23 protein-coding genes and 1 pseudogene are annotated in these 26276 nt (G+C 69.8%); all 24 read left to right on the top strand.

The annotated features are described in order from the left end of the window. Positions 1-37: 37 nt before the first annotated feature. Positions 38-460 (top strand): annotated as a pseudogene (locus AB0N14_RS00430) (response regulator); the annotation flags it as partial. A gap of 490 nt (positions 461-950) precedes the next feature. Then, positions 951-1949, top strand: a complete 999-nt coding sequence (nrtL, locus tag AB0N14_RS00425; protein WP_366023531.1) for an ArgS-related anticodon-binding protein NrtL — start codon at positions 951-953, stop codon at positions 1947-1949. A gap of 16 nt (positions 1950-1965) precedes the next feature. Beyond that, the gene (gene lysA / locus AB0N14_RS00420) at positions 1966-3357 is read left to right on the top strand and encodes a diaminopimelate decarboxylase (RefSeq protein ID WP_366023530.1); all 1392 of its coding nucleotides are present in this window, start codon (positions 1966-1968) and stop codon (positions 3355-3357) included. A gap of 150 nt (positions 3358-3507) precedes the next feature. Further along, on the top strand, positions 3508-4857 hold the full coding sequence (locus AB0N14_RS00415) for a homoserine dehydrogenase (RefSeq protein ID WP_366023529.1): 1350 nt from the start codon (positions 3508-3510) through the stop codon (positions 4855-4857). A gap of 6 nt (positions 4858-4863) precedes the next feature. Beyond that, on the top strand, positions 4864-5922 hold the full coding sequence (thrC, locus tag AB0N14_RS00410) for a threonine synthase (protein WP_366023528.1): 1059 nt from the start codon (positions 4864-4866) through the stop codon (positions 5920-5922). Between the two features lie 257 nt (positions 5923-6179). Further along, on the top strand, positions 6180-7097 hold the full coding sequence (thrB, locus tag AB0N14_RS00405; protein ID WP_366023527.1) for a homoserine kinase: 918 nt from the start codon (positions 6180-6182) through the stop codon (positions 7095-7097). 408 nt (positions 7098-7505) lie between these two features. Beyond that, entirely contained in the window at positions 7506-9497 is a 1992-nt protein-coding gene (gene rho, locus AB0N14_RS00400; RefSeq protein ID WP_366023526.1) for a transcription termination factor Rho, read from the top strand. Between the two features lie 284 nt (positions 9498-9781). Further along, the gene (locus tag AB0N14_RS00395) at positions 9782-10921 is read left to right on the top strand and encodes an LCP family protein (protein ID WP_366023525.1); all 1140 of its coding nucleotides are present in this window, start codon (positions 9782-9784) and stop codon (positions 10919-10921) included. Between the two features lie 303 nt (positions 10922-11224). Beyond that, on the top strand, positions 11225-11446 hold the full coding sequence (gene rpmE / locus AB0N14_RS00390; protein WP_103838593.1) for a 50S ribosomal protein L31: 222 nt from the start codon (positions 11225-11227) through the stop codon (positions 11444-11446). Positions 11447-11579: 133 nt separating this feature from the next. Next, positions 11580-12650 carry a peptide chain release factor 1 gene (gene prfA / locus AB0N14_RS00385; RefSeq protein WP_366023524.1) on the top strand — a complete coding sequence of 357 codons (1071 nt, stop codon included), beginning with the start codon at positions 11580-11582 and terminating at the stop codon, positions 12648-12650. Positions 12651-12699: 49 nt separating this feature from the next. Continuing rightward, positions 12700-13545: a peptide chain release factor N(5)-glutamine methyltransferase gene (gene prmC / locus AB0N14_RS00380; RefSeq protein ID WP_366023523.1), complete on the top strand. Its 846-nt coding sequence runs from the start codon at positions 12700-12702 to the stop codon at positions 13543-13545. 55 nt (positions 13546-13600) lie between these two features. After that, a complete protein-coding gene (locus AB0N14_RS00375) occupies positions 13601-14248 on the top strand; it encodes an L-threonylcarbamoyladenylate synthase (protein WP_366023522.1) in 648 nt (215 codons plus the stop codon). After that, the gene (locus AB0N14_RS00370; protein ID WP_366023521.1) at positions 14245-14922 is read left to right on the top strand and encodes a protein-tyrosine-phosphatase; all 678 of its coding nucleotides are present in this window, start codon (positions 14245-14247) and stop codon (positions 14920-14922) included. The genes AB0N14_RS00375 and AB0N14_RS00370 overlap by 4 nt, the downstream gene beginning before the upstream one ends. A 355-nt stretch (positions 14923-15277) precedes the next feature. Further along, entirely contained in the window at positions 15278-16519 is a 1242-nt protein-coding gene (gene glyA, locus AB0N14_RS00365) for a serine hydroxymethyltransferase (protein ID WP_366023520.1), read from the top strand. Between the two features lie 126 nt (positions 16520-16645). Further along, positions 16646-17983, top strand: coding sequence for an MraY family glycosyltransferase (locus AB0N14_RS00360; protein WP_366023519.1), 1338 nt, complete (start codon positions 16646-16648; stop codon positions 17981-17983). 298 nt (positions 17984-18281) lie between these two features. Beyond that, positions 18282-18719 (top strand): hypothetical protein, encoded by a 438-nt coding sequence (locus AB0N14_RS00355; RefSeq protein ID WP_366023518.1) that lies wholly within the window; start codon positions 18282-18284, stop codon positions 18717-18719. Positions 18720-18992: 273 nt separating this feature from the next. Next, on the top strand, positions 18993-19763 hold the full coding sequence (gene atpB / locus AB0N14_RS00350; protein ID WP_366024218.1) for a F0F1 ATP synthase subunit A: 771 nt from the start codon (positions 18993-18995) through the stop codon (positions 19761-19763). Between the two features lie 74 nt (positions 19764-19837). Further along, complete coding sequence (atpE, locus tag AB0N14_RS00345) at positions 19838-20083, top strand: ATP synthase F0 subunit C (protein WP_234514092.1); 246 nt, start codon at positions 19838-19840, stop codon at positions 20081-20083. A gap of 39 nt (positions 20084-20122) precedes the next feature. Next, on the top strand, positions 20123-20674 hold the full coding sequence (locus AB0N14_RS00340; RefSeq protein ID WP_366023517.1) for a F0F1 ATP synthase subunit B: 552 nt from the start codon (positions 20123-20125) through the stop codon (positions 20672-20674). Beyond that, entirely contained in the window at positions 20671-21486 is an 816-nt protein-coding gene (locus tag AB0N14_RS00335) for a F0F1 ATP synthase subunit delta (protein WP_366023516.1), read from the top strand. The genes AB0N14_RS00340 and AB0N14_RS00335 overlap by 4 nt, the downstream gene beginning before the upstream one ends. A gap of 123 nt (positions 21487-21609) precedes the next feature. Next, on the top strand, positions 21610-23202 hold the full coding sequence (gene atpA, locus AB0N14_RS00330) for a F0F1 ATP synthase subunit alpha (protein ID WP_366023515.1): 1593 nt from the start codon (positions 21610-21612) through the stop codon (positions 23200-23202). A 21-nt stretch (positions 23203-23223) separates the two neighbouring features. Beyond that, positions 23224-24144 (top strand): F0F1 ATP synthase subunit gamma, encoded by a 921-nt coding sequence (locus tag AB0N14_RS00325; protein WP_366023514.1) that lies wholly within the window; start codon positions 23224-23226, stop codon positions 24142-24144. Further along, positions 24144-25580, top strand: coding sequence for a F0F1 ATP synthase subunit beta (atpD, locus tag AB0N14_RS00320; protein ID WP_366023513.1), 1437 nt, complete (start codon positions 24144-24146; stop codon positions 25578-25580). Before AB0N14_RS00325 ends, atpD begins: the two co-directional genes overlap by 1 nt. Before the next feature lie 175 nt (positions 25581-25755). Further along, the gene (locus AB0N14_RS00315) at positions 25756-26133 is read left to right on the top strand and encodes a F0F1 ATP synthase subunit epsilon (protein ID WP_103838606.1); all 378 of its coding nucleotides are present in this window, start codon (positions 25756-25758) and stop codon (positions 26131-26133) included. The last annotated feature ends 143 nt before the right edge of the window (positions 26134-26276 follow it).

Raw genomic sequence — 26276 nt, 5'->3', positions numbered from 1 at the left:
GGGCTCCGTCGCCGCGGCTCGCCCGGACGGGGCGGAAGTGGGGAAAAGCCGGACGCGGCCCCCTGGGGCGACCTACTCTCGAGTTGTGCCAGGCGCGTCCGGCCGGGTGCTTGTTGTGGACGACAACAAGGTCATCCGGCAGCTGATCAGGGTCAACCTCGAGCTGGAGGGTCTCGAGGTCGTGACCGCCGCCGACGGTGCCGAGTGTCTGGACATCGTGCATCAGGTGCGGCCCGATGTCGTCACCCTGGACGTCGTCATGCCTCGGCTCGACGGGTTGCGGACGGCAGCGCGGCTTCGTGCCGATCCCCGGACCCGGAAGCTGCCTCTCGCCATCATCAGCGCCTGTACGCAGTCGGAGGTCGAGAGCGGCCTCGATGTCGGCGTCGACGCCTTTCTCGCCAAGCCCTTCGAGCCGTCCGAACTCGTCCAGCTCGTGAAGGACTTGATCGAGCGCGGTCCTCAGGTCGGTCGGCAGCACCAGCACCCCCAGCACCAGATCGGCCAGCACCAGCACCACCAGATCGGCCGGCAGCACCAGATCGGTGGGATTCAGCACGTCGGCGGGGCCGGTGCGCACGTCGAAGACGCTGGAGAGCTCGACGGCACCCCCGACTCGGGTGCCGCCGGGGCCGCCGATCGCGTCGAGCCCGCCGGCCACGCACCCCACGCCGGCCAGCCGGGCGGTTGAGGCAACCCCTCCCCGCACGCCCCGCCGGGCAACCGCAAGCCACCCGCATGCCCCGCCAGGCAAGCAAGCCACCACCCACGCCGCCCCCGGGCACCCACAGCCACCCGCACGCCCCACCAGGCAACCGAGCCGCCACCCACGCCCCGCCGGGCACCCCAACGCCCAAGTGCAGCCCCGCACCCCCGCCCCCGTCCACATCCCGGACCCCAGCGGAAACCAACTCGCCTACCCACCCCCCTCCTCCCCTACCCTTGTCCCCGTGACCCCCGTCGAGCTGTCCCGCACCGTGCTGCGCGCGGTGCGTCGTGCCGTTGACGTGGGGGAACTCAGCGTGCCCCTGCCGGCACGTGCCGTGGTCACTCCGCCCGGGCCCGGCGGTCGTGGTGACTACGCCACCAACATCGCCCTTCAGCTGGCCCGCCCCGCCGGGCGTCCGGCCCTTCAGGTCGCCGAGATTCTCCGGCCCCACCTCCGTGACACCGTCGGCGTCGCCGATGTCGAGATCACCGGGCCCGGGTTCCTCAACATCCACCTCGATCAGGGCGCCGCCACCGCCGCCCTTGTCCGCGAGATCCTCGACCGCGGTGACCACCTCGAGAACGACTACGGGCACGGTCAGGCCCTCGACGGCCACCTCGTCCCGCTCCGCATCCCCTACGACATCCGCGCCGAAGTCGTGGCCGACACCCTCGTCCGGATCATCGCGACCCAGGGCGGACGCGCCGAGATCGATCACGCCCGTCCCGGCGAACCCGTCGACCTGCGCCCCGTCCCCGCGCCCGAGGACCCCACCCCTCTCGGCCCCGACGCCGCTCGCTGGGCCCTCCTCCACCCCGCCGCCCACGACCGGCCCCGCATCACCGCCGACCACCTGCTCCAGCGCGAGAGCAACCCTCTCTTCCGCGTTCGCTACGCCCACTCCCGCGCCCGCGCCCTCGGTCGTAACGCCGCTCGACTCGGATACGAGGCCGTCCCGGGTGACGTACCGGAGGCGACCGCCGCCTCCCTCACCCGCGCCCTCGCCGAGTACCCCACCGCTCTCGCCCAGGCGGCCGCCCATCGTGCGCCCGATCGGCTCGCCCGGCACCTCGTCGCCGTCGCCGACGGACTGCTCGCCTTTCAGCACACCGTTCTTCCGCTCGGCGAGGAAAAACCCTCGGCCGCCCACCGCGCCCGGCTCGCTCTCGCCGAAGCCGCCGGGACGGTGCTGGCCGGCGGCCTGTCCCTGCTCGGTATCAGTGCACCCGATTACCTGTGAGAGAGCCAGACCAGTCATGAGTCGTTCCGCGCACCCCGCCGGGCCCCGCCACGCCGACGTCCTGCCCGAGGGGCACTACTCCGCCCCGCCCGCCGACCTCAACGCACTCGACCCCAAGGTGTGGGCGCAGACCGTCACCCGTGACGCGCAAGGTGTCGTCACCGTCGGCGGCATCGACGTCAAGACGCTCGCCGAGCGGTTCGGCACCCCGGCCTACTTCATCGACGAGGCCGACTTCCGGACCCGCGCCCGCGCGTGGCGTACCGCCTTCGGGCCGGACGCCGACGTGTTCTACGCCGGGAAGGCGTTCCTGTCCCGCGCCGTCGTGCGCTGGCTGTACGAAGAAGGGCTCAACCTCGACGTCTGTTCCGGTGGTGAGCTCTCCACCGCTCTGGCCGGCGGTATGCCCGCCGACCGCATCGCCTTCCACGGCAACAACAAGTCCGTCGAGGAGATCACCAAGGCCGTCGAAGCCGGTGTCGGGCGGATCGTCCTCGATTCCTTCCAGGAGATCGTGCGGGTCGCGCACATCGCCTCGTCCCTGGGCAAGCGGCAGCGCGTCCAGATCCGCGTGACCGTCGGTGTGGAGGCGCACACCCACGAGTTCATCGCCACCGCCCACGAGGATCAGAAGTTCGGCATCCCGCTCGCCGACGGGCGGGCCGCCGAAGCCGTACGCCGTGCCCTCCAGCTCGACGGGCTCGAGCTCATCGGGATCCACAGTCACATCGGGTCCCAGATCTTCGACATGTCCGGGTTCGAGGTCGCCGCCCACCGGGTTGTGGGTCTTCTCAAGGACATTCGGGACGAGCACGGCGTCGAGCTGCCCGAGATCGACCTCGGCGGCGGCCTCGGCATCGCCTACACCAGCGACGACGACCCCCGTGAGCCCCATGAGATCGCCAAGGCCCTGACGGAGATCGTTTCGCGCGAGTGTGAGGGCGCCCGCCTCCGCACGCCCCGTATCTCCGTCGAGCCGGGCCGTGCCATCGTCGGGCCGACCGCCTTCACCCTCTACGAGGTCGGCACCATCAAGCCGCTCCAGGGGCTGCGTACGTACGTCTCCGTCGACGGCGGCATGTCCGACAACATCCGCACCGCGCTCTACGACGCCGAGTACAGCGTCTGTCTCGCCTCGCGCACCTCGGACGCGGAGCCGATGCTGGTCCGCATCGTCGGCAAGCACTGCGAGAGCGGGGACATCGTGGTGCGGGACGCCTTCCTGCCCGCCGATCTCGCGCCCGGTGACCTCATCGCCGTACCTGCCACCGGCGCCTACTGCCGCTCCATGGCCAGCAACTACAACCACGCGCTCCGCCCGCCCGTCGTCGCCGTGAGCGACTCGGACGCCCGGGTCATCGTCCGCCGTGAGACGGAGGACGACCTGCTGCGTCTCGACGTCGGGTGAGCCAACCGACCGGCAGACGGCGGAAGATCTTCCGGTCGTGCGCCGCTGACAAAATGAAATAAACGTCTCACAATCCGGACCAAGGGCAGAAACTCCCGTCCGGTGAGTGAGACTGGTCCAACCGTAGACCGCATGAGGAAACGAGGTCGGATGATGCGTACGCGTCCGCTGAAGGTGGCGCTGCTGGGCTGTGGGGTTGTCGGCTCAGAGGTGGCGCGCATCATGACGACGCACGCCGACGACCTCGCCGCCCGGATCGGCGCGCCCGTGGAGCTCGCGGGCGTGGCCGTGCGGCGGCCCTCCAAGGTCCGGGAGGGCATCGACCCCGCCCTCGTCACCACCGACGCCACCGCCCTCGTCAAACGGGGGGACATCGACGTCGTCGTCGAGGTGATCGGCGGCATCGAGCCGGCTCGTACCCTCATCACCACCGCCTTCGAGCACGGCGCCTCCGTCGTCTCCGCCAACAAGGCCCTCCTCGCCCAGGGCGGGGCCGCCCTCCACGCGGTCGCCGAGGAGCACGGCAGGGACCTGTACTACGAGGCCGCCGTCGCCGGGGCCATCCCGCTGATCCGGCCGCTGCGCGAGTCCCTGGCCGGCGACAAGGTCAACCGGGTGCTCGGCATCGTCAACGGGACGACCAACTTCATCCTCGACAAGATGGACTCGACCGGCGCCGGGTACCAGGAGGCCCTCGACGAGGCCACCGCCCTGGGATACGCGGAGGCCGACCCCACCGCCGACGTCGAGGGTTTCGACGCGGCCGCCAAGGCCGCCATCCTCGCCGGGATCGCCTTCCACACGCGCGTGCGTCTCGACGACGTCCACCGCGAGGGCATGACCGAGGTCACCGCGGCCGACTTCGCCTCCGCCAAGCAGATGGGCTGCACCATCAAGCTGCTCGCCATCTGTGAGCGGGCCGCCGACGGGGGCTCGGTCACCGCGCGCGTGCACCCCGCCATGATTCCGCTGACCCACCCGCTCGCCTCCGTGCGCGGCGCGTACAACGCCGTGTTCGTGGAGTCCGACGCCGCCGGTCAGCTCATGTTCTACGGTCCGGGTGCCGGTGGTGCGCCGACCGCCTCCGCCGTACTCGGTGATCTCGTCGCCGTGTGCCGCAACCGGCTCAGCGGCGCCACCGGGCCCGGGGAGTCCGCGTACGCCGCCCTGCCCGTGTCGCCCATGGGCGATGTCGTCACCCGGTACCACATCAGCCTCGACGTCGCCGACAAACCGGGTGTTCTCGCCCAGGTCGCCACCGTCTTCGCCGAGCACGACGTCTCGATCGATACGGTTCGTCAGCAGGGCAGAAGTCAAAGCAGCGGCGACGCAGTCGCCGTCGATCAGGGTGGTGGCGGGCGACGGGAGGGCGGCGAGGCGTCCCTCGTCGTCGTCACCCACCGAGCGTCCGACGCCTCGCTCAGCGGGACCGTCGAGGCGCTGCGCAAGCTCGACACCGTGCGGGGTGTCGCCAGCATCATGCGGGTTGAAGGAGAGTAACCAGCAATGACCCACCAGTGGCGCGGAATCATCGAGGAGTACCGGGACCGGCTGCCGGTGTCCGACAGCACGCCGGTCGTCACGCTCCGCGAGGGCGGTACGCCGCTCGTGCCCGCGCAGGTGCTCTCCGAGCGCACCGGGTGTGACGTCCATCTCAAGGTGGAGGGTGCCAACCCCACCGGGTCCTTCAAGGACCGCGGTATGACCATGGCCATCTCCAAGGCCAAGGAGGAGGGGGCGAAGGCCGTCATCTGCGCCTCCACGGGCAATACGTCCGCCTCTGCCGCCGCCTACGCCGTACGGGCCGGGATGGTTTCCGCCGTGCTCGTGCCGCAGGGCAAGATCGCGCTCGGCAAGATGGGCCAGGCCCTGGTGCACGGGGCGAAGATCCTCCAGGTCGACGGCAACTTCGACGACTGCCTCACCCTCGCCCGGGCGCTCAGCGACAACTACCCCGTGGCGCTGGTCAATTCGGTCAACCCGGTACGTATCGAGGGTCAGAAGACGGCGTCCTTCGAGATCGTGGACATGCTCGGCGACGCCCCGGACATCCACGTCCTGCCGGTCGGCAACGCGGGCAACATCACGGCCTACTGGAAGGGCTACAAGGAGTACGCCGCCGACGGCGTCGCCGAGCGCACCCCGCGCATGTGGGGCTTCCAGGCGTCCGGCTCCGCCCCGATCGTGCGCGGCGAGGTCGTCAAGGACCCCTCGACCATCGCCACCGCCATCCGTATCGGCAACCCGGCGTCCTGGAAGTACGCCCTCGAGGCGCGGGACGAATCGGGCGGGTTCATCGACGAGGTGACGGACCGTGAAATCCTGCGCGCCTACCGGCTGTTGGCCGCGCAGGAGGGCGTCTTCGTGGAGCCCGCGTCCGCCGCGTCCGTCGCCGGGCTGCTGAAGGCGGCCGAGCGGGGCAAGGTCGACCCCGGGCAGCGGATCGTGTGCACCGTCACCGGCAACGGCCTCAAGGACCCCGACTGGGCCGTCGCGGGCGCCCCGCAGCCGGTCACCGTCCCGGTCGACGCGGCGACCGCTGCCGAGCGGCTCGGCCTCGCGTAACCAGGCCCTTCCGGGGGGATAACCCCTACGGGCACCCGACAGAGGGGGCACAGGGGCGGTACGACACGCATCGTGCGCCTCCTGTGCGCCCTATGTCGCCACAGAACCTTCCTTCGATAGGCTGTACTGAACCCGCCCGCCGCATATGCCGCAGCCGCATGTGCCGTGGTGCCGCGCCGCCTTCGCGGCCTTCGGGTCTTCCGTACGTCATCGAATGTCATTCGACGATCACGCAGCTCAAGGAGAGTCAACGAGCGATGGCCGGTCCAGCGTTCCGCGCCGCCGCCGTCCGGGTGCGCGTCCCCGCCACCAGCGCCAACCTCGGTCCGGGCTTCGACGCCCTCGGGCTCGCGCTGGGGCTCTACGACGACGTGGTCGTCCGGGTGGCCGATTCCGGGCTGCACATCGACATCGCGGGCGAGGGCAGCGAGACCCTCCCGCGGGACGAGAGCCATCTCCTCGTACGGTCCCTGCGCGCCGCCTTCGACTCGCTGGGCGGGCAGCCGCGCGGCCTGGAGATCGTCTGCGCCAACCGCATCCCGCACGGCCGGGGCCTCGGCTCCTCCTCCGCCGCCATCTGCGCCGGCATCGTCGCCGCCCGCGCCGTGACCATAGGCGGCGACAGCCGGCTCGACGACACCGCGCTGCTGGAGCTCGCCACCGAGATCGAGGGCCACCCCGACAACGTCGCGGCCTGCCTCCTCGGCGGCTTCACGCTGTCCTGGATGGAGCGCGGCGCCGCACGTGCGATCCGCATGGACCCCGCCGATTCCATCGTTCCGGTGGTTTTCGTCCCCGGGAAGCCGGTTCTGACCGCGGCCGCGCGCGGACTGCTCCCGCGCACCGTGCCGCACGTCGACGCCGCCACCAACGCGGGCCGCGCCGCCCTGCTCGTCGAGGCACTGACCAGGCGCCCCGAACTGCTGCTGCCCGCCACCGAGGACCGCCTCCACCAGGAGTACCGCGCCCCGGCGATGCCGGAGAGCGCCGCACTGGTGGAGCGGCTGCGGGCGGACGGCATCCCCGCGGTGATCTCCGGCGCCGGCCCCACGGTCCTGGCGCTCGCCGACGGCGCGAGCGCCGACAAGGTGGCCGACCTGGCGGGCGAGGGCTGGGCCGCCAACCGGCTGGAGCTGGACGGCCAGGGAGCGAGCGTGCTGCCGCTTGCGCCCTGACACACGGTTGCCGGATTTCGAGAGGGGGAATGTTTGTTGGATCCGGTAGTGTTAACCTCAAGTCTGCACCCGAGCCCGCCATGGCGAGGTGCTTCGTGTCCCCGTCCGGGACCAACATTCTTCCGGGAGCTTCCCAAGCTGCTCTGTGTTCCGTATCACGTACCTGAGCCATACGTCGTACGCGGACACTGAGCGGATTGCAGAGCACGCTCCGGAACCGGCGTGACCGAGCCGCGCGACACAAAACCGGGTGTCACGGCTTCGGGAAGCGCCAATCACCAGAAATTTCTTCCGCCGCTTTGGCGGACCACCGCACCGGCACGGTTCACACAAACCGGACCGAAGCCGGACAGCACAACCGGTCGCCGAGCCAGACAGGCCGACGTCCGCTCCAGGGAAGGACCCTTCGTGAGCGACACCACCGATCTGATGGGCGCACGTGTCGAGGACACCGCTGCCGCGCCCGCCACGGACGCCTCCGCGCCTGCCACCGGTGCCGGGTCCCGGCGGCGCCGCGGTACCGGCCTCGAGGGCATGGTGCTGGCCGAGCTGCAGCAGGTCGCATCCGGCCTCGGCATCAGGGGCACGGCGCGCATGCGCAAGAGCCAGCTGATCGAGGTCATCAAGGAGGCGCAGGCGGGGGGCGGAGCCCCGGCCGCCAAGGCCGACACCGCCACCGAGACCAAGCCCAAGCGCCGGGCCACCTCCAGGACCCGCACCGGCGACGAAGCCGCCGCGGCCGAGCCCAAGGCCGACAAGGCCGCCGAGCAGGCCGTGGCCCCGCAGCAGATCGAGATCCCCGGCCAGGGAGCCGGTGACGACGCCCCGGCCGAGCGCCGCCGGCGCCGCGCCACCGCCGAGGCCGGCAGCCCCGAGACGGTCGCCGCCGAGGCGCAGAGCGAGCCGAAGGCCGAGACCCAGCCCCAGCAGACCCAGCCGCAGGGCGACGGCGCCAAGGCCGACGCCGGCGATGGCGGCGAGGGCCGCCGCCGCGACCGCCGCGAGCGCGGCCGTGACCGCGACCGCCGCGGCAAGGGCGACGACCAGCAGCAGGGCCAGGGCGGCGGCCGTCAGGACCGTCAGCAGCAGGGCCAGCAGCAGGGCCAGCAGCAGGGCGGCGGCCGCCAGGACCGCAACACCGGTCCGCAGGACGACGACGACTTCGACGGCGGCCGCCGAGGCCGTCGCGGCCGCTACCGCGACCGCCGTGGCCGCCGTGGCCGCGACGACATCGCCGCCGAGCCGCAGCTCGCCGAGGACGACGTCCTGATCCCCGTCGCGGGCATCCTGGACATCCTCGACAACTACGCCTTCATCCGTACGTCGGGCTACCTGCCCGGTCCCAACGACGTGTACGTCTCCCTCGCCCAGGTCCGCAAGAACGGCCTGCGCAAGGGTGACCACATCACGGGTGCGGTCCGTCAGCCCAAGGAGGGCGAGCGCCGCGAGAAGTTCAACGCGCTGGTCCGCCTGGACTCCGTCAACGGCATGGCGCCCGAACACGGCCGCGGCCGCCCGGAGTTCAACAAGCTGACCCCGCTCTACCCGCAGGACCGCCTCCGCCTGGAGACGGACCCCGGTGTCCTCACCACCCGCATCATCGACCTGGTCTCGCCGATCGGTAAGGGCCAGCGCGGTCTGATCGTGGCCCCGCCGAAGACCGGTAAGACCATGATCATGCAGGCGATCGCCAACGCGATCACCCACAACAACCCCGAGTGCCACCTGATGGTCGTCCTCGTCGACGAGCGTCCGGAAGAGGTCACCGACATGCAGCGGTCGGTCAAGGGCGAGGTCATCTCCTCGACCTTCGACCGCCCGGCCGAGGACCACACCACGGTCGCGGAGCTGGCCATCGAGCGCGCCAAGCGCCTGGTGGAGCTGGGCCACGACGTCGTCGTGCTGCTCGACTCGATCACGCGTCTGGGCCGTGCATACAACCTCGCAGCCCCGGCCTCCGGCCGCATCCTGTCCGGTGGTGTCGACTCGACCGCCCTGTACCCGCCGAAGCGCTTCTTCGGTGCGGCCCGCAACATCGAGGACGGCGGCTCGCTGACCATCCTCGCCACCGCGCTGGTGGACACCGGGTCCCGCATGGACGAGGTGATCTTCGAGGAGTTCAAGGGCACCGGCAACATGGAGCTCAAGCTCGACCGGAAGCTTGCCGACAAGCGCATCTTCCCGGCGGTGGACGTGGACGCGTCCGGCACCCGTAAGGAAGAGATCCTGCTCGGCGCCGAGGAGCTCAACGTCGTCTGGAAGCTGCGCCGGGTGCTGCACGCGCTCGACCAGCAGCAGGCGATCGAGCTGCTCCTCGACAAGATGAAGCAGACCAAGTCGAACGTCGAGTTCCTGATGCAGATCCAGAAGACGACCCCGGCGCCCGGCAACGGGGACTGAGCAGGTCGTCACAGCACAGGGCCGTCCCGTCGGGTACGACGGGGCGGCCCTGTGCGTTGGCGAGATCTACGCCACAAGGAACTGGTTGCGGGCGGTACGGCCCCTAGGCCCCTGTACGGGCGAAGCCGCAGGTGAACGCAGTGCTGCCGACCCCGGAGTGACCGAGCGTGTTTGCCGGGTCACGTCCTGGACACTCAGCGTTGTGCAACTCTTGCTCCAGTTTCTCCGTCTGACCGAACGGAGCGACCATGGAGCAATGAGAGGCCGCCAGGACTGAGGAGCACATGCCTTCCGAGAGCACGCCGGACGCCGGCATAGCCGGCGAGGCCACGACGCTGGGCCCGCGCCGCGGCGGCAAGGGCCGCCGCCGCAAGCCCCGCAGCGCCGGACGCAAGGCCCTCCTGGCCACCGCATGGAGCGCGGCGGGCATCCTGCTGCTCGGCGGCACCGGCGCCGGCTACCTGTACTTCAAGCTCAACGGCAACATCAAGAGCGTCGACATCAACCAGGCGCTCGGCGGGGACCGGCCCCAGAAGGTCGACAACGGCTCCGAGAACATCCTGGTCCTCGGCTCGGACACCCGTTCCGGCGCCAACAAGAAGCTGGGCGGCGGCACCGACGACGGCACCGGGCGTTCGGACACGGCGATGATCGTGCACCTGTACAAGGGGCACAAGCAGGCCAGCGTGGTCTCCATCCCGCGCGACACCCTCGTCGACCGCCCCGCGTGCACCGACCCCAAGGGCGTCACACACGCCGCGGCCCGCGGCTCCATGTTCAACGAGGCCTACTCCGTCGGCGGCGCCACCTGCGCCGTGAAGACCGTCGAGTCGATCACCGGCATCCGTATGGACCACTACATCGAGGTCGACTTCGCCGGCTTCGAGAAACTGATCGACACTCTCGGCGGCGTCCAGGTGACCACCACCAAGGACATCCACGACAGCAGCAGCCACCTCGACCTGAAGGCCGGCACGCACACCCTGAGCGGGCAGGAGGCGCTCGGCCTGGTCCGCACCCGGCACGGCGTGGGCGACGGCTCCGACCTCGGGCGCATCCAGCTCCAGCAGGCGTTCATCAAGGCCCTGGTCAGCCAGGTCGAGCACATCGGCGTGCTGACCAGCCCACAGAAACTGTACGATCTCGCCGACACCGGGACGAAGTCCGTCACCACCGACTCCGACCTGGCCTCCGTCAAGGACCTGGCGTCGTTCGCCGAGGGGCTGAAGGGCATCAGCTCCTCCCACATGAACATGGTGACGATGCCGGTCCAGTACGACCCGGTGAACCCGAACCGGGTCCTGCTGGACGAGGCCAAGGCCCGGCTGATGTGGACCGCACTGAAGAACGACCAGCCGATTCCTGCGGCGGCGACGAAGGGGACGGCCACGGGTGAGGCCAAGGGGGTCGTGGCCTCGTCCTGAGGGCACCCGGGGGTGCCGTTGCCCGGGGAGGGTCGCGCAACCCGGCGCTTACGGGGTGCCTCCCCCAAGCTCTTCGAGCAGGGGGTACCCCCAGCGCCCGCCCGCGCCGCCCCTGGGGGTCCCCCCAGGCCGTCAAGGCTCTGGGGGAGGCACGACTGCCCGCAGCTCCCCCGGGAATACGCGGTCTCCGCCCCCGGTTTTGGGGGATGGCGCCAGTCCTGGCAGACTGGTACGTCGGCTCCGGTTCACGCTCCCGCATCCCGCGGCTGCGACCCGGCGCCCTCCCGGAACCTAGGAGACACCTTGAAGCGCGACATCCACCCCGCGTACGTCGAGACGCAGGTCAGCTGCACCTGCGGCGCGTCGTTCACCACCCGTAGCACCATCGAGTCCGGCACCATCCGGGCCGAGGTCTGCTCCGAGTGCCACCCGTTCTACACGGGCAAGCAGAAGATCCTCGACACCGGTGGCCGTGTGGCCCGCTTCGAGGCCCGCTTCGGCAAGGCTGCCGCTGCCAAGAAGTAGCGAGCCCACAGCGCCGGTCTCCGGTGCCCCCTTCGCCGGGGCACCGGGGCCGGCGCTTTGCGGTGCAGCCATTGTTCGTCGTACACACGTCCCCATGCCCCGGCCGGGCAGGGGGCATTTCAGGGAGCCGGAGATGTTCGAGGCGGTCGAGGAACTGGTCGGGGAGCACGCCGACCTGGAGAAGAAACTCGCGGATCCGTCGATCCACGCCGACCAGGCGGGCGCGCGCAGGCTGAACAAGCGCTACGCCGAGCTGGGCCCGATCGTCGCCACGTACCGCTCCTGGAAGCAGACCGGCGGCGACATCGAGACGGCGCGCGAACTCGCCGCCGACGACCCGGACTTCGCCGCCGAGGTCAAGGAGCTGGAGAAGCAGCGCGAGGAGCTGACCGAGAAGCTGCGCCTGCTGCTCGTTCCGCGCGACCCCAGCGACGACAAGGACGTCATCCTCGAGATCAAGGCGGGCGCGGGCGGCGACGAGTCCGCCCTGTTCGCCGGCGACCTGCTGCGCATGTACCTGCGCTACGCCGAGCGCGTCGGCTGGAAGACCGAGATCATCGACTCCACCGAGTCCGAGCTCGGCGGCTACAAGGACGTCCAGGTCGCGGTGAAGGCCCGCGGCCAGATCGAGCCCGGCCAGGGCGTGTGGGCCCGGCTGAAGTACGAGGGCGGGGTGCACCGCGTGCAGCGCGTGCCCGCGACCGAGTCCCAGGGCCGTATCCACACCTCCGCGGCCGGTGTCCTCGTCACCCCCGAGGCCGAGGAGGTCGACGTGGAGATCAACCCCAACGACCTCCGGATCGACGTCTACCGGTCCTCGGGCCCCGGCGGCCAGTCCGTCAACACCACCGACTCAGCGGTGCGCATCACGCACATCCCGACCGGCGTCGTCGCCTCCTGCCAGAACGAGAAGAGCCAGCTGCAGAACAAGCAGCAGGCCATGCGTATCCTGCGCTCCAGGCTGCTCGCCATGGCGCAGGAGGAGGCGGAGAAGGAGGCCGCCGACGCCCGCCGCAGCCAGGTCCGCACCGTCGACCGCTCCGAGAAGATCCGCACGTACAACTTCCCGGAGAACCGCATCTCGGACCACCGCGTCGGCTTCAAGGCGTACAACCTGGACCAGGTCCTGGACGGCGACCTCGACGCGGTCATCCAGGCCTGTGTCGACGCTGACTCGGCCGCCAAGCTCGCCGCCGCCGCGTAAGGCTCCGTACCAGCCGTACCAGGCCCGTACACAGCACCGGAGGACCAGCGTGAACCTGCTGCTCGCGGAGGTGGCCCAGGCCACCCAGCGGCTGGCCGACGCCGGCGTGCCCTCGCCGCGCAACGACGCGGAGGAGCTCGCCGCGTTCGTGCACGGCGTCAAGCGGGGCGAGCTGCACTCCGTGAAGGACTCGGACTTCGACGCCCGCTACTGGGAGGTCATCGCGCGCCGGGAGCAGCGCGAGCCGCTCCAGCACATCACCGGGCGCGCCTACTTCCGGTACCTGGAACTCCAGGTCGGACCCGGGGTGTTCGTGCCGCGCCCGGAGACGGAGTCGGTCGTCGGCTGGGCCATAGACGCCGTACGGGCCATGGACGTCGTCGAGCCGTGCATCGTGGACCTGTGCACCGGCTCCGGCGCCATCGCGCTCGCCCTCGCCCAGGAGGTGCCGCGCTCGCGCGTGCACGCCGTGGAGCTGTCCGAGGACGCCCTGCAGTGGACCCGCAAGAACATGGCGGGCTCCAGGGTCGACCTGCGCCAGGGAGACGCGCGGGACGCGTTTCCGGACCTCGACGGACAGGTCGACCTGGTGATCTCCAACCCGCCGTACATCCCCCTCACCGAGTGGGAGTACGTGGCCCCGGAGGCCCGGGACTACGACCCGGAGCTGGCCCTGTTCTCCGGCGAGGACGGCCTGGACCTCATCCGGGGCATCGAGCGCACCGCGCACCGGCTGCTGCGCCCCGGCGGTGTCGTCGTCATCGAGCACGCCGACACCCAGGGCGGCCAGGTGCCGTGGATCTTCACCGAGGAGCGGGGCTGGGCCGACGCGGCCGACCACCCCGACCTGAACAACCGCCCGCGCTTCGCGACCGCCCGCAAGGCGCTGCCGTGAGCATCCCTGAGACTCTTTTCCCGCAGCAGTACGTGTACGAGGAGGCCAGCTGACAATGGCACGGCGATACGACACCAACGACGCGACCGACCGCGCGACGGGTCTGCGTGAGGCCGCGTCCGCCGTCCGCCGGGGCGAACTCGTGGTGCTGCCGACCGACACGGTGTACGGCATCGGCGCCGACGCGTTCTCCGCGGAGGCCGTGGCCGACCTGCTCCAGGCCAAGGGCCGGGGCCGCAACATGCCCACGCCCGTCCTCATCGGCTCCCCGAACACGCTGCACGGCCTCGTCACGGGCTTCTCCGAGATGGCGTGGGAGCTGGTGGACGCGTTCTGGCCGGGGGCCCTCACGCTCGTCACCAAGCACCAGCCGTCGCTGCAGTGGGACCTGGGGGACACCCGGGGCACCGTCGCCGTGCGGATGCCGCTGCACCCGGTCGCGATCGAGCTGCTGACGGAGGTCGGGCCGATGGCGGTCTCCTCCGCGAACCTCACCGGCCACCCGGCGCCGGAGACGTGTGACGCCGCGCAGGAGATGCTCGGCGACTCCGTCTCCGTCTACCTGGACGGCGGCCCCACCCCCGGCAACGTGCCGTCGTCGATCGTCGACGTCACCGGCAAGGTGCCCGTGCTGCTGCGCGAGGGCGCCCTGTCGCCGGAGGAGCTGCGCAAGGTCGTACCCGACCTCGAGGTGGCGAATTGACGGCCCCTGACGCGGGGCGTGGCATAGGCAACGGGGACGAGACGGGGGACCTGGCCCAGCCGGGTCCGCCCCGCGACACCTTCCGCATCCTCCACGTCAGCACCGGCAACGTGTGCCGCTCGCCGATCACCGAGCGGCTGACCCGGCACGCCCTGGCGGACCGGCTCGGCGACCCGCTGTGGGGCGGGGTCATCGTCGAGAGCGCGGGCACCTGGGGCCATGAGGGCGCGCCCATGGAGGCGAACGCCGAGGCGGTCCTCGCTGACTTCGGGGCGGACGCCTCCGGGTTCGTGGGGCGGGAGCTGCTGGACGAGCATGTGATCAGGGCCGACTTGGTGCTGACCGCCACGCGGGACCACCGGGCGCAGGTGATCTCGATGGGGCACTCGGCGGGGCTGCGCACGTTCACGCTGAAGGAGTTCACGCGGCTGGTGCGCGCGATAGACCCGGCCACCTTGCCGCCCCTGGAGGACGGTGTGGTCGCGCGTGCGCGGGCGCTGGTGCGGGCCGCGGCGGCTCTACGCGGGTGGCTGCTGGCGCCTACGGCGGAGGCGGACGAGGTGTACGACCCGTACGGGGCGCCTCTGCCGTTCTTCCGGTCGATCGGGGACGAGATCCATCAGGCGCTGGAACCGGTGGTGACGGCGCTGACGGGGGTGCCTGCGCGGACGTAGGGTGCCGTGGCTTTTCGGCGCCCGGGGGTGTGCAGTGCCCGGGGGCGGTTGCCCGGGGGGAGGGCGCGCGAACCGGCGCTACGGAGTGCCTCCCCCAAGCTCTTCGAGCAGGGGGTACCCCCAGCGCCCACCCGTGCCGCCCCTGGGGGTCCCCCCAGGCCGTCAAGGCTCCGGGGGAGGCACGACTGCCCGCAGTTATGGCAGCTGCGGCGGCACGACTGTTCTCAGCGGCGTGAAGCCGCAGTCGCCGTGGCCACAGAACGCCCCGAGTTCCCAGGCGCCTCCGATACCGGGCGTCTCAGCCGCCCCCGGCCTACATTGGTCCTACGTCCCCGTCGTCGCCCGGGAGCTCACCATGGCGGTCATCCCCACCCTCGAGGCCGATGTCCTGCGGCGGCAGGACCCCGAGATGGCCGAGCTCCTGCTCGGGGAGCTGGCGCGGCAGTCGACGACCCTGCAGCTGATCGCCGCCGAGAACTTCAGCTCGCCGGCGGTGCTCGCCGCCCTCGGGTCCCCGCTCGCCAACAAGTACGCCGAGGGATACCCCGGTGCCCGGCACCACGGCGGGTGCGAGATCGTCGACGTCGCCGAGCGCCTCGCCGTGGAGCGGGCCAAGGCACTCTTCGGTGCTGAGCACGCGAATGTGCAGTGCCACTCGGGATCGTCGGCGATGCTCGCCGCGTACGCCGCCCTGCTCCGCCCCGGCGACACCGTGCTCGCGCTCGGGCTGCCGCACGGCGGCCATCTCACGCACGGCTCGCCCGCCAACTTCTCCGGCCGCTGGTTCGACTTCGTCGGATACGGCGTCGAGGCGGAGTCCGGGCTCATGGACCATGTGCAGGTGCGCGCCCTGGCTCGTACGCACCGCCCGAAGGCCATCGTGTGCGGGTCGATCGCCTATCCGCGCCACATCGACTACGCCTTCTTCCGAGAGGTCGCCGACGAGGCGGGGGCGTATCTCATCGCCGACGCCGCGCACCCGATCGGGCTCGTGGCCGGGGGAGCGGCGCCCAGTCCGGTGCCGTACGCCGACATCGTCTGCGCCACCACCCACAAGGTGCTGCGCGGCCCGCGCGGCGGCATGATCCTGTGCGGAAGCGAACTGGCCGAGCGCGTGGACCGGGCCGTCTTCCCGTTCACCCAGGGCGGCGCGCACATGCACACCATCGCGGCCAAGGCCGTCGCGTTCGGGGAGGCGGCGACGGACGGCTTCGCCGCTTACGTCCACCGGGTGGTCGCCAATGCCAGGGCGCTCGCGGCGGGACTGGCCGCCGAGGGGCTGCACATCACCACCGACGGTACCGACACACACCTGATCATCGCCGATCCGGCGCCGCTGGGCGTCGACGGCCGCAGCGGGCGCGGGCTGCTCGCCGCCGCCGGGATGGTCCTGGACTGCTGTGCGCTGCCGCACGGCGACGCCCGCGGCCTGCGCCTGGGCACCGCGGCGCTGACGACCCAGGGCATGGGCGAGGGCGAGATGGCGTATGTGGCGGCCCTGTTCGCGTCCGTGCTGCGCCGCGAGACGGGGCCCAGGACGGCACGGGGGAAAGTGCGGGATCTCACCGAGGGATTTCCGCCGTATCCCGGGCGATGAGGGGTAGGCGCGCGTTATACACAGCCACACGTGCAACCATCTTCGCTACCCGTGAGTCCTCAACCATATGCACGCGAAGCTAGGGTGTGGGGCTGAGGACGCCCAGCGAGACCTGTGGGGAAGCCCGTGCGTGAATACCTGCTGACGCTCTGCATCACGGCTGCGGTGACGTATCTGCTGACAGGGCCGGTACGCAAATTCGCGATCGTGGCAGGAGCGATGCCGGAGATCCGGGCCCGGGACGTGCACCGGGAACCGACGCCCCGGCTCGGCGGGATCGCCATGTTCTTCGGCCTGTGCGCGGGCCTGCTGGTCGCCGACCACCTCAAGAACCTCAACGAGGTCTTCGCCAAGTCCAACGAGCCTCGGGCGCTGCTCTCCGGAGCGGCCCTCATCTGGCTGATCGGTGTGCTGGACGACAAGTTCGAGATCGACGCCCTGATCAAGCTGGGCGGGCAGATGATCGCCGCGGGTGTGATGGTCATGCAGGGTCTGACCATTCTCTGGCTGCCGGTCCCGGGCGTCGGCACGGTCTCGCTCACCCCCTGGCAGGGCACCTTGCTGACCGTGGCGCTGGTCGTCATCACGATCAACGCGGTCAACTTCGTCGACGGTCTCGACGGTCTCGCCGCCGGCATGGTGTGCATCGCGGCGGCGGCGTTCTTCATGTACGCGTACCGGATCTGGTACGGCTACGGGCTCGAGGCCGCCGCCCCCGCCACCCTCTTCGCGGCCGTCCTGATGGGCATGTGCCTGGGCTTCCTGCCGCACAACATGCACCCGGCGCGGATCTTCATGGGTGACTCGGGATCGATGCTGATCGGGCTCGTGCTCGCCGCCGGCGCCATCTCGGTCACCGGGCAGGTCGACCCGGACGCGATGAACCTCTTCTCCGGTTCCGAGCGCGCGACGGTCCACCAGACCGTCCCCGTCTACATCCCGCTGCTGCTCCCGCTGACGATCATCGCCGTCCCGGCCGCGGACCTGGTCCTCGCGATCGTGCGCCGTACCTGGCGCGGCCAGTCCCCGTTCGCCGCCGACCGCGGTCATCTGCACCACCGGCTGCTGGAGATCGGGCACTCGCACAGCCGTGCCGTGCTGATCATGTACTTCTGGTCGGCGCTCATCGCCTTCGGCACCCTCGGCTACTCCGTGAACTCCGCGTCCATGTGGATCGTGCTCGGCATCGTGGTGCTCAGCGCGGTCGGTCTGGTGCTGCTCCTGCTGCCGCGGTTCACGCCGCGCGCCCCGCAGTGGGCCGAGTCCTTCGTGCCTCCGCGCTACCGCCGTCGGCGCGGCACCGCCGCGAAGCCGCTGCCGGCCGCCGCGTACGCCGAGAGCGGGCCGGCACGACAGGAGGAGTGCCGCACCCCTGCGGTCGCAGGGGTCTCGGGAGTCAACGGAGCCACTGCCATCGGCGCCCGTGCGCGGATGGAGCGGCGCCGGGCGGAATCGTCACGCTGACGTGCAAGGTAAGAATCTGGCGAGCGCGTTGCCATTCCGTGGGGGTGCAAAGCGCCGCAATACCAGACAAGGCGCCGCCGCGTCCGCGCAGACGGGCAGATTCACTCTCATGTGTGACAGTTGGCACACCACCTAGGTAAAGACCGCATCAAATAGTTTGTGATACGGTTCACGAGAACCCCGGGATAGAGCCGGAGGGTCCGGATGCGACGGCCCCTCGGCGTGCGGACCCCGCTCGGCCCGGGACTACGCTCGTCCATGACGACACCCTGCCCCCTGTGAAAGCGGAGTTGCCGCCATGCCGTCCAATGACGCCCGGAACCTTCTGCAGATCGCTGTGCCCACAGCGTCTGCCGGCGCGGTCGCCGTCGTTGTCAGCGGTGTTGTCGCGGGCGGCAAGGGAGCGATCGGGGCGGCCGTCGGCACAGTGCTCGCCGTCCTCTTCATGGGCATCGGGCTCTACGTCCTGCAGTGGACGGCGAAATCGCTCCCGCACCTGTTCCAGGCCATGGGGCTGATGCTCTACATGGCCCAGCTTCTGCTGCTCCTGATCTTCGTGGGCCTCTTCAAGGGCACTTCTCTCTTCAACCCCAAGACGTTCGCGCTCGCGCTCGTCGTCACCACGGTCGTGTGGATGGCCGCGCAGGCGCGTGCGCACATGAAGGCCAAGATCTTCTACGTCGACCCGGACTCCCAGGAGAGCAAGAAGCCCGAGAAGACAGGGCCCACGTCGTGAGGGGTAGGGCCGGGATAAAGACTTGTGAGATCTCCTGCTATCGTCCGGTGCCAACTGCGGCATCGTGGGCGCGGGCATCTGAGCTGACGCCTGCTCAATCGCGAGGCTCGATGCCCCTCAGCCGCCCCCACATCCGTAACACCAGTCCGGTGCCGATCCGCGGCTGCGCGCCGCGCCGACACAACGAGGTTGCCGTACCCATGCGTCACGCCGAAGGAGCCCGCGGTGAGTGCTGACCAGACCCAGCTCGCCTTTGACTGGAGTTGTCGGGTCCTGTCCGACAACGGGTGCGGTTTCCCGGCCCCTGGCCTGCAATCCTTCTTGTTCAAGCCGCTCGCCACGGTCGGAGGCTTCGAGTTCAACAAGGTGATGCTGCTCGCGCTCGTCACCACTCTGCTCATCGTGGCCTTCTTCTCGGCAGCCTTCGGCAAGGCCAAGGTCGTCCCGGGCAAGCTGCAGATGATCGGCGAGGCCGGTTACGACTTCGTCCGCCGCGGCATCGTCTACGAGACGCTGGGCAAGCGGGAGGGCGAGAAGTACGTCCCCTTCATGGTCTCGCTGTTCTTCTTCATCTGGATCATGAACGTCTGGTCCGTGATCCCGCTGGCCCAGTTCCCGGTCGCCTCGGTGATCGCGTTCCCGATGGTCCTGGCGGCGATCGTCTACATCACGTGGGTCGCGCTCACCTTCAAGAAGCACGGCTTCGTCGGCTTCTTCAAGAACGTCACCGGATACGACAAGTCGCTCGGTGCCGTGCTGCCGCTCGTCATGGTCATCGAGTTCTTCTCGAACCTCCTGGTCCGCCCGTTCACGCACGCCGTGCGACTGTTCGCCAACATGTTCGCCGGCCACCTGATGCTGGTCATGTTCACCGTGGCCTCCTGGTACCTGCTGAACAGCTGGCTCGTCGTGGGCGCCGGTGTGTCGTTCATCATGACCATGGCCATGATCTGCTTCGAGCTCTTCGTGCAGGCCGTCCAGGCGTACGTCTTCGTCCTCCTGGCCTGTTCCTACATTCAGGGCGCTCTCGCCGAGCACCACTGAGCCACACCGCACCCAACCCCTGGTCGTCCGGTGGCCAACCCCCACCGGTCCATGAAAGAGAAGGAAGAACCGGCATGTCCGCTCTTGAGACCCTCGCCGCCGCCACCGGTGTCCACGGTTCCGTCGGCTCCATCGGCTACGGCCTCGCGGCCATCGGCCCCGGCATCGGCGTCGGCATCATCTTCGGCAACGGCACCCAGGCCCTGGCCCGCCAGCCCGAGGCCGCCGGTCTGATCCGTGCCAACCAGATCCTGGGCTTCGCCTTCTGTGAGGCGCTCGCCCTCATCGGCATCGTTATGCCGTTCGTGTTCGGTAAGTAATCATCTTCTTACTGACACGAATCGACGAAAGGCACTGATGTGATCGCCAACCTGGTACAGCTGGCGGCCGAGGAGACGGAGCAGAACCCGCTCCTCCCGGCCGGTCCCGAGCTGCTCGTCGGCACCATCGCCTTCGCCATCGTGTTCTTCTTCTTCTGGAAGAAGCTGCTTCCGAACATCAACAAGGTTCTGGAGGAGCGTCGCGCGGCGATCGAAGGCGGCATCGAAGAGGCCGACGCCATGAAGGTCGAGGCCCAGAGCGTGCTCGAGCAGTACAAGGCTCAGCTCGCCGAAGCCCGGCACGAGGCCGCGCGGCTGCGCCAGGAGGCGCAGGAGCAGGGCGCCGCCCTCATCGCCGAGATGCGCGCGGAAGGCCAGCGGCAGCGTGAGGAGATCATCGCCGCCGGTCACGCGCAGATCGAGGCCGACCGCAAGGCCGCCGCGCAGAACCTGCGGCAGGACGTCGGCAGGCTCGCCACCGAGCTGGCCGGCAAGCTCGTCGGCGAGTCCCTCGAGGACCACGCCCGGCAGAGCCGCGTGATCGACCGCTTCCTCGACGAGCTCGAGGAGAAGGCCGAGGCCGCGCGATGAACGGAGCGAGCCGCGAGGCCCTGGCAGCCGCACGCGAGCGTCTCGACGCGCTGACGGACTCCACGTCCGTGGACGCGGCGCAGCTCGCCGACGAGCTGGCCGCCGTCACCGCGCTGCTCGACCGCGAGGCGTCGTTGCGCCGGGTCCTCACCGACCCGGCGCGGGCCGGCGAGGCCAAGGCAGGGCTGGCCCAGAGCCTGCTCGGCGGCCAGGTCGGCGGGCCGGTCGTGGACCTGCTGTCCGGCATGGTGCGCTCGCGCTGGTCGCAGTCGCGTGACCTGGTGGACGCGCTGGAGGAGCTGGCGAACCTCGCCGACCTCACCGCCGCCGAGAGGACGGGCGCGCTGGACGACGTCGAGGACGAGCTGTTCCGGTTCGGCCGGATCGTCTCCTCCAGCACGGAGCTGCGCGCCGCGCTCACGGACCGTGCCGCCGGCACCCCGGCCAAGATCGAGCTGCTGCACCGGCTGCTCGGCGGCCGCGCCCACGTCACGACCGAGCGTCTGGTCACGCGCCTTGTGACCGCGCCGCGGGGACGTAGCCTGGAATCGGGAATCGAGTCCCTGTCCAAGCTGGCCGCCGCCCGCCGTGATCGCGTGGTCGCCGTCGTGACCTCGGCGGTCCCGCTGAGCGACTCCCAGAAGCGGCGCCTCGGTGCCGCGCTGGCCAAGCTCTACGGCCGCCAGATGCACCTCAACCTGGACGTCGACCCCGAGGTCGTCGGCGGGATCCGGGTGCAGGTCGGTGACGAGGTCATCAACGGTTCGATCGCGGACCGACTCGAGGACGCCGGCCGCCGCATGACGAGCTAGCACCAACTCCATACGCAGTACTACGGCCCGGGTTGGGCCGTGCAGAGGATGCAGAGTTTCTGGGGGGCGCCCCCAGAACCCCCACAGAAACTTCGGGCCCAACAAGGAGAGCAGGGAACCCAGATGGCGGAGCTCACGATCCGGCCGGAGGAGATCCGGGACGCGCTGGAGAACTTTGTCCAGGCGTACAAGCCGGACGCGGCCTCGCGCGAGGAGGTCGGCACTGTCACGTTCGCCGGTGACGGCATCGCGAAGGTCGAGGGCCTGCCCTCGGCCATGGCCAACGAGCTGCTGAAGTTCGAGGACGGCACCCTCGGCCTCGCCCTCAACCTGGAGGAGCGGGAGATCGGTGCCATCGTCCTCGGTGAGTTCAGCGGCGTCGAGGAGGGGCAGCCGGTGCAGCGCACCGGTGAGGTGCTCTCCGTGGCAGTCGGCGAGGGCTACCTCGGCCGCGTCGTCGACCCGCTCGGCAACCCGATCGACGGCCTCGGCGAGATCGAGACCGACAGCCGCCGTGCCCTCGAGCTGCAGGCTCCGGGCGTCATGGTCCGTAAGTCGGTGCACGAGCCGATGGAGACGGGCTACAAGGCCGTCGACGCGATGACCCCGATCGGCCGTGGTCAGCGTCAGCTGATCATCGGCGACCGCCAGACCGGCAAGACCGCCCTGGCCGTCGACACGATCATCAACCAGCGCGACAACTGGCGCTCGGGCGACCCGAAGAAGCAGGTCCGCTGCATCTACGTCGCCATCGGCCAGAAGGGCTCCACCATCGCGGGCGTCCGCCGCTCGCTGGAGGAGAACGGCGCGCTGGAGTACACGACCATCGTCGCCGCCCCGGCGTCCGACCCGGCCGGCTTCAAGTACCTGGCGCCGTACACCGGTTCTGCCATCGGCCAGCACTGGATGTACCAGGGCAAGCACGTCCTGATCATCTTCGACGACCTGTCGAAGCAGGCCGACGCCTACCGCGCCGTGTCGCTGCTGCTGCGCCGCCCGCCGGGCCGTGAGGCCTACCCGGGTGACGTCTTCTACCTGCACTCCCGTCTGCTGGAGCGCTGCGCCAAGCTCTCCGACGACATGGGTGCCGGTTCGATGACGGGTCTGCCGATCGTCGAGACCAAGGCCAACGACGTCTCGGCGTTCATCCCGACCAACGTCATCTCCATCACCGACGGCCAGTGCTTCCTGGAGTCCGACCTGTTCAACGCCGGCCAGCGCCCGGCCCTGAACGTCGGTATCTCGGTCTCCCGCGTCGGTGGCTCGGCCCAGCACAAGGCGATGCGCCAGGTCTCCGGCCGTCTGCGCGTGGACCTCGCCCAGTTCCGTGAGCTGGAGGCGTTCGCCGCCTTCGGTTCCGACCTGGACGCCGCGTCGAAGGCGCAGCTGGAGCGCGGTTCGCGCATGGTCGAGCTGCTGAAGCAGAACCAGTACGAGCCGATGGCCACCGAGGACCAGGTCGTCTCGATCTGGGCCGGCACCAACGGCCGTATGGACGACGTTCCGGTCGCCGACATCCGCCGCTTCGAGAAGGAGCTCCTCGACTACCTGCACCGCAAGGAGCAGGGTCTGATGACCTCCATCAAGGAGGGCGCCAAGATGTCGGACGACACCATCCAGGCGATCGACGACGCCGTCGCGGAGTTCAAGAAGCAGTTCGAGACCTCGGACGGCAAGCTGCTCGGCGAGGACACCCCGGCCGCAGCCGCCAAGTGACGTAAGGAAGGGACCTGACTCATGGGAGCCCAGCTCCGGGTCTACAAGCGTCGCATCCGATCCGTCAGCGCGACCAAGAAGATCACGAAGGCGATGGAGATGATCGCCGCCTCGCGCGTCGTCAAGGCGCAGCGCAAGGTGGCGGCCTCCACGCCGTACGCGACCGAGCTGACGCGCGCGGTATCGGCGGTCGCCACGGGGTCGAACACCAAGCACCCGCTGACGACGGAGTCGGAGAACCCGACCCGTGTCGCGGTCCTGCTCCTCACGAGCGACCGCGGCCTGGCCGGCGCCTTCAACTCCAACGCCATCAAGACGGCGGAGCAGCTGACCGAGCGGCTCGAGCGGGAGGGCAAGCAGGTCGACACGTACATCGTCGGCCGGCGAGGTGTGGCCCACTACAACTTCCGTGAGCGCAAGATCGCGGAGTCGTTCACGGGCTTCACCGACGACCCCTCGTACGCGGACGCCAAGAAGGTCGCGGCCCCCCTGATCGAGGCCATCGAGAAGGACACGGCGGACGGCGGCGTGGACGAGCTGCACATCGTCTACACGGAGTTCGTGTCGATGATGACGCAGTCGGCCGTCGACGCCCGCCTGCTGCCGCTGAGCCTCGACGAGGTGGCCAAGGAGGCAGCGCCGAAGGGCGACGAGATCCTGCCGCTGTACGACTTCGAGCCGTCGGCGGAGGACGTCCTCGACGCCCTGCTGCCGCGGTACGTGGAGAGCCGTATCTACAACGCGCTTCTCCAGTCGGCCGCTTCGAAGCACGCCGCGACGCGGCGCGCGATGAAGTCGGCCACCGACAACGCCGGTGAGCTCATCGAGACGCTCACCCGGCTTGCCAACGCGGCCCGTCAGGCCGACATCACCCAGGAAATCAGCGAGATCGTCGGTGGCGCGAGCGCCCTGGCCGACGCGACCGCGGGGAGTGACTACTAATGACCACCACTGTTGAGACGGCCACGGCGACGGGCCGCGTCGCGCGGGTCATCGGCCCGGTCGTCGACGTGGAGTTCCCCGTCGACGCGATCCCGGACATGTACAACGCCCTCCACGTCGAGGTCTCCGACCCGGCGAACGCGGGCGAGAAGAAGACGCTGACCCTGGAGGTCTCCCAGCACCTGGGTGAAGGCCTGGTCCGCACGATCTCGATGCAGCCCACCGACGGGCTGGTCCGCCAGGCCACGGTGACCGACACCGGCGCCGCCATCTCCGTCCCGGTCGGCGACTTCACCAAGGGCAAGGTGTTCAACACCATCGGTGACGTCCTGAACGTGGACGAGAAGTACGACGGCGAGCGCTGGCCGATCCACCGCAAGGCGCCGAACTTCGACCAGCTCGAGTCCAAGACCGAGATGTTCGAGACCGGCATCAAGGTCATCGACCTGCTGACCCCGTACGTCAAGGGCGGCAAGATCGGTCTGTTCGGTGGTGCCGGCGTCGGCAAGACGGTGCTCATCCAGGAGATGATCTACCGCGTCGCCAACAACCACGACGGTGTCTCCGTGTTCGCCGGTGTCGGCGAGCGCACCCGTGAGGGCAACGACCTCATCCAGGAGATGTCCGAGTCCGGCGTCATCGACAAGACCGCGCTGGTCTTCGGTCAGATGGACGAGCCGCCGGGCACCCGTCTGCGTGTGGCCCTCGCGGGTCTGACGATGGCGGAGTACTTCCGCGACGTCCAGAAGCAGGACGTGCTGTTCTTCATCGACAACATCTTCCGCTTCACCCAGGCCGGTTCCGAGGTCTCCACGCTGCTCGGCCGTATGCCGTCCGCGGTGGGTTACCAGCCGAACCTGGCCGACGAGATGGGCCTCCTGCAGGAGCGCATCACCTCGACCCGCGGTCACTCGATCACCTCCATGCAGGCGATCTACGTCCCCGCCGACGACCTGACCGACCCGGCCCCGGCCACCACGTTCGCCCACCTCGACGCGACGACGGTTCTGTCCCGTCCGATCTCCGAGAAGGGCATCTACCCGGCCGTGGACCCGCTGGACTCCACGTCCCGCATCCTGGACCCGCGTTACATCTCCCAGGACCACTACAACGCGGCCATGCGCGTCAAGACGGTCCTGCAGAAGTACAAGGACCTCCAGGACATCATCGCGATCCTCGGTATCGACGAGCTCGGCGAGGAGGACAAGCTCGTCGTCCACCGGGCCCGTCGCGTGGAGCGCTTCCTGTCCCAGAACACCCACGTCGCCAAGCAGTTCACCGGCGTCGACGGGTCGGACGTGCCGCTGGACGAGTCGATCGCCGCGTTCAACGCGATCATCGACGGCGACTACGACCACTTCCCGGAGCAGGCGTTCTTCATGTGCGGTGGTATCGACGACCTGAAGAAGAACGCGAAGGAGCTGGGCGTCTCCTGACGGTCGCCTGCGGCGGGCTCGAACCGGGCCCGTCACAGGTACCGCCTCTTGGTGAGAGGGGTGGAGAAGCGTCCCGCGGGCTTGCCCGCGGGGTGCGGTCCGCCCCTCTCCGTACGCCTACTAGAATTCAGACCAACACCCGGCGACCGCCGGGTGGTGACCCGAGGAGCCACCCTTGGCTGCTGAGCTGCATGTCGAACTGGTCGCCGCCGACCGTCAGGTCTGGTCCGGCGAGGCCACCCTGGTCGTCGCGCGCACCACGTCCGGCGACATCGGCGTCATGCCCGGTCACCAGCCGCTGCTCGGTGTGCTGGAGTCGGGCCCGGTGACCATCCGTACGAGTGATGGTGGAACGGTCGTCGCCGCGGTGCACGGCGGTTTCATCTCGTTCGCGGACAACAAGTTGTCGCTGCTGGCCGAGGTCGCCGAGCTGTCGGACGAGATCGACGTCCAGCGCGTCGAGCGAGAGCTCGAGCGCGCCAAGGCGGAGGACGACGCCGTCGCCGAGCGGCGCGCGGATGTCCGCCTGCGGGCGGCACAGGCGGCGCGCTGACCGGGGGTACCTCCCAGGCCGTCTAGGCTCTGGGGGAGCGCTTGCTATGACGTGACTCAGCCGCGGTTGGCCCGGAGTGATCCGGTGCCGGCCGCGGCTGAGGCAAATCGGGGTGTTTTTTCCGTTCCGTTACCTAGGAGACG

Origin of the sequence: Streptomyces sp. NPDC051104 (genome assembly GCF_040682835.1) — a bacterium.
Classification (GTDB): domain Bacteria; phylum Actinomycetota; class Actinomycetes; order Streptomycetales; family Streptomycetaceae; genus Streptomyces; species Streptomyces cynarae.
Note: the sequence above shows the minus strand (reverse complement) of the source record. Positions and strands in the feature narration are given on the sequence as shown.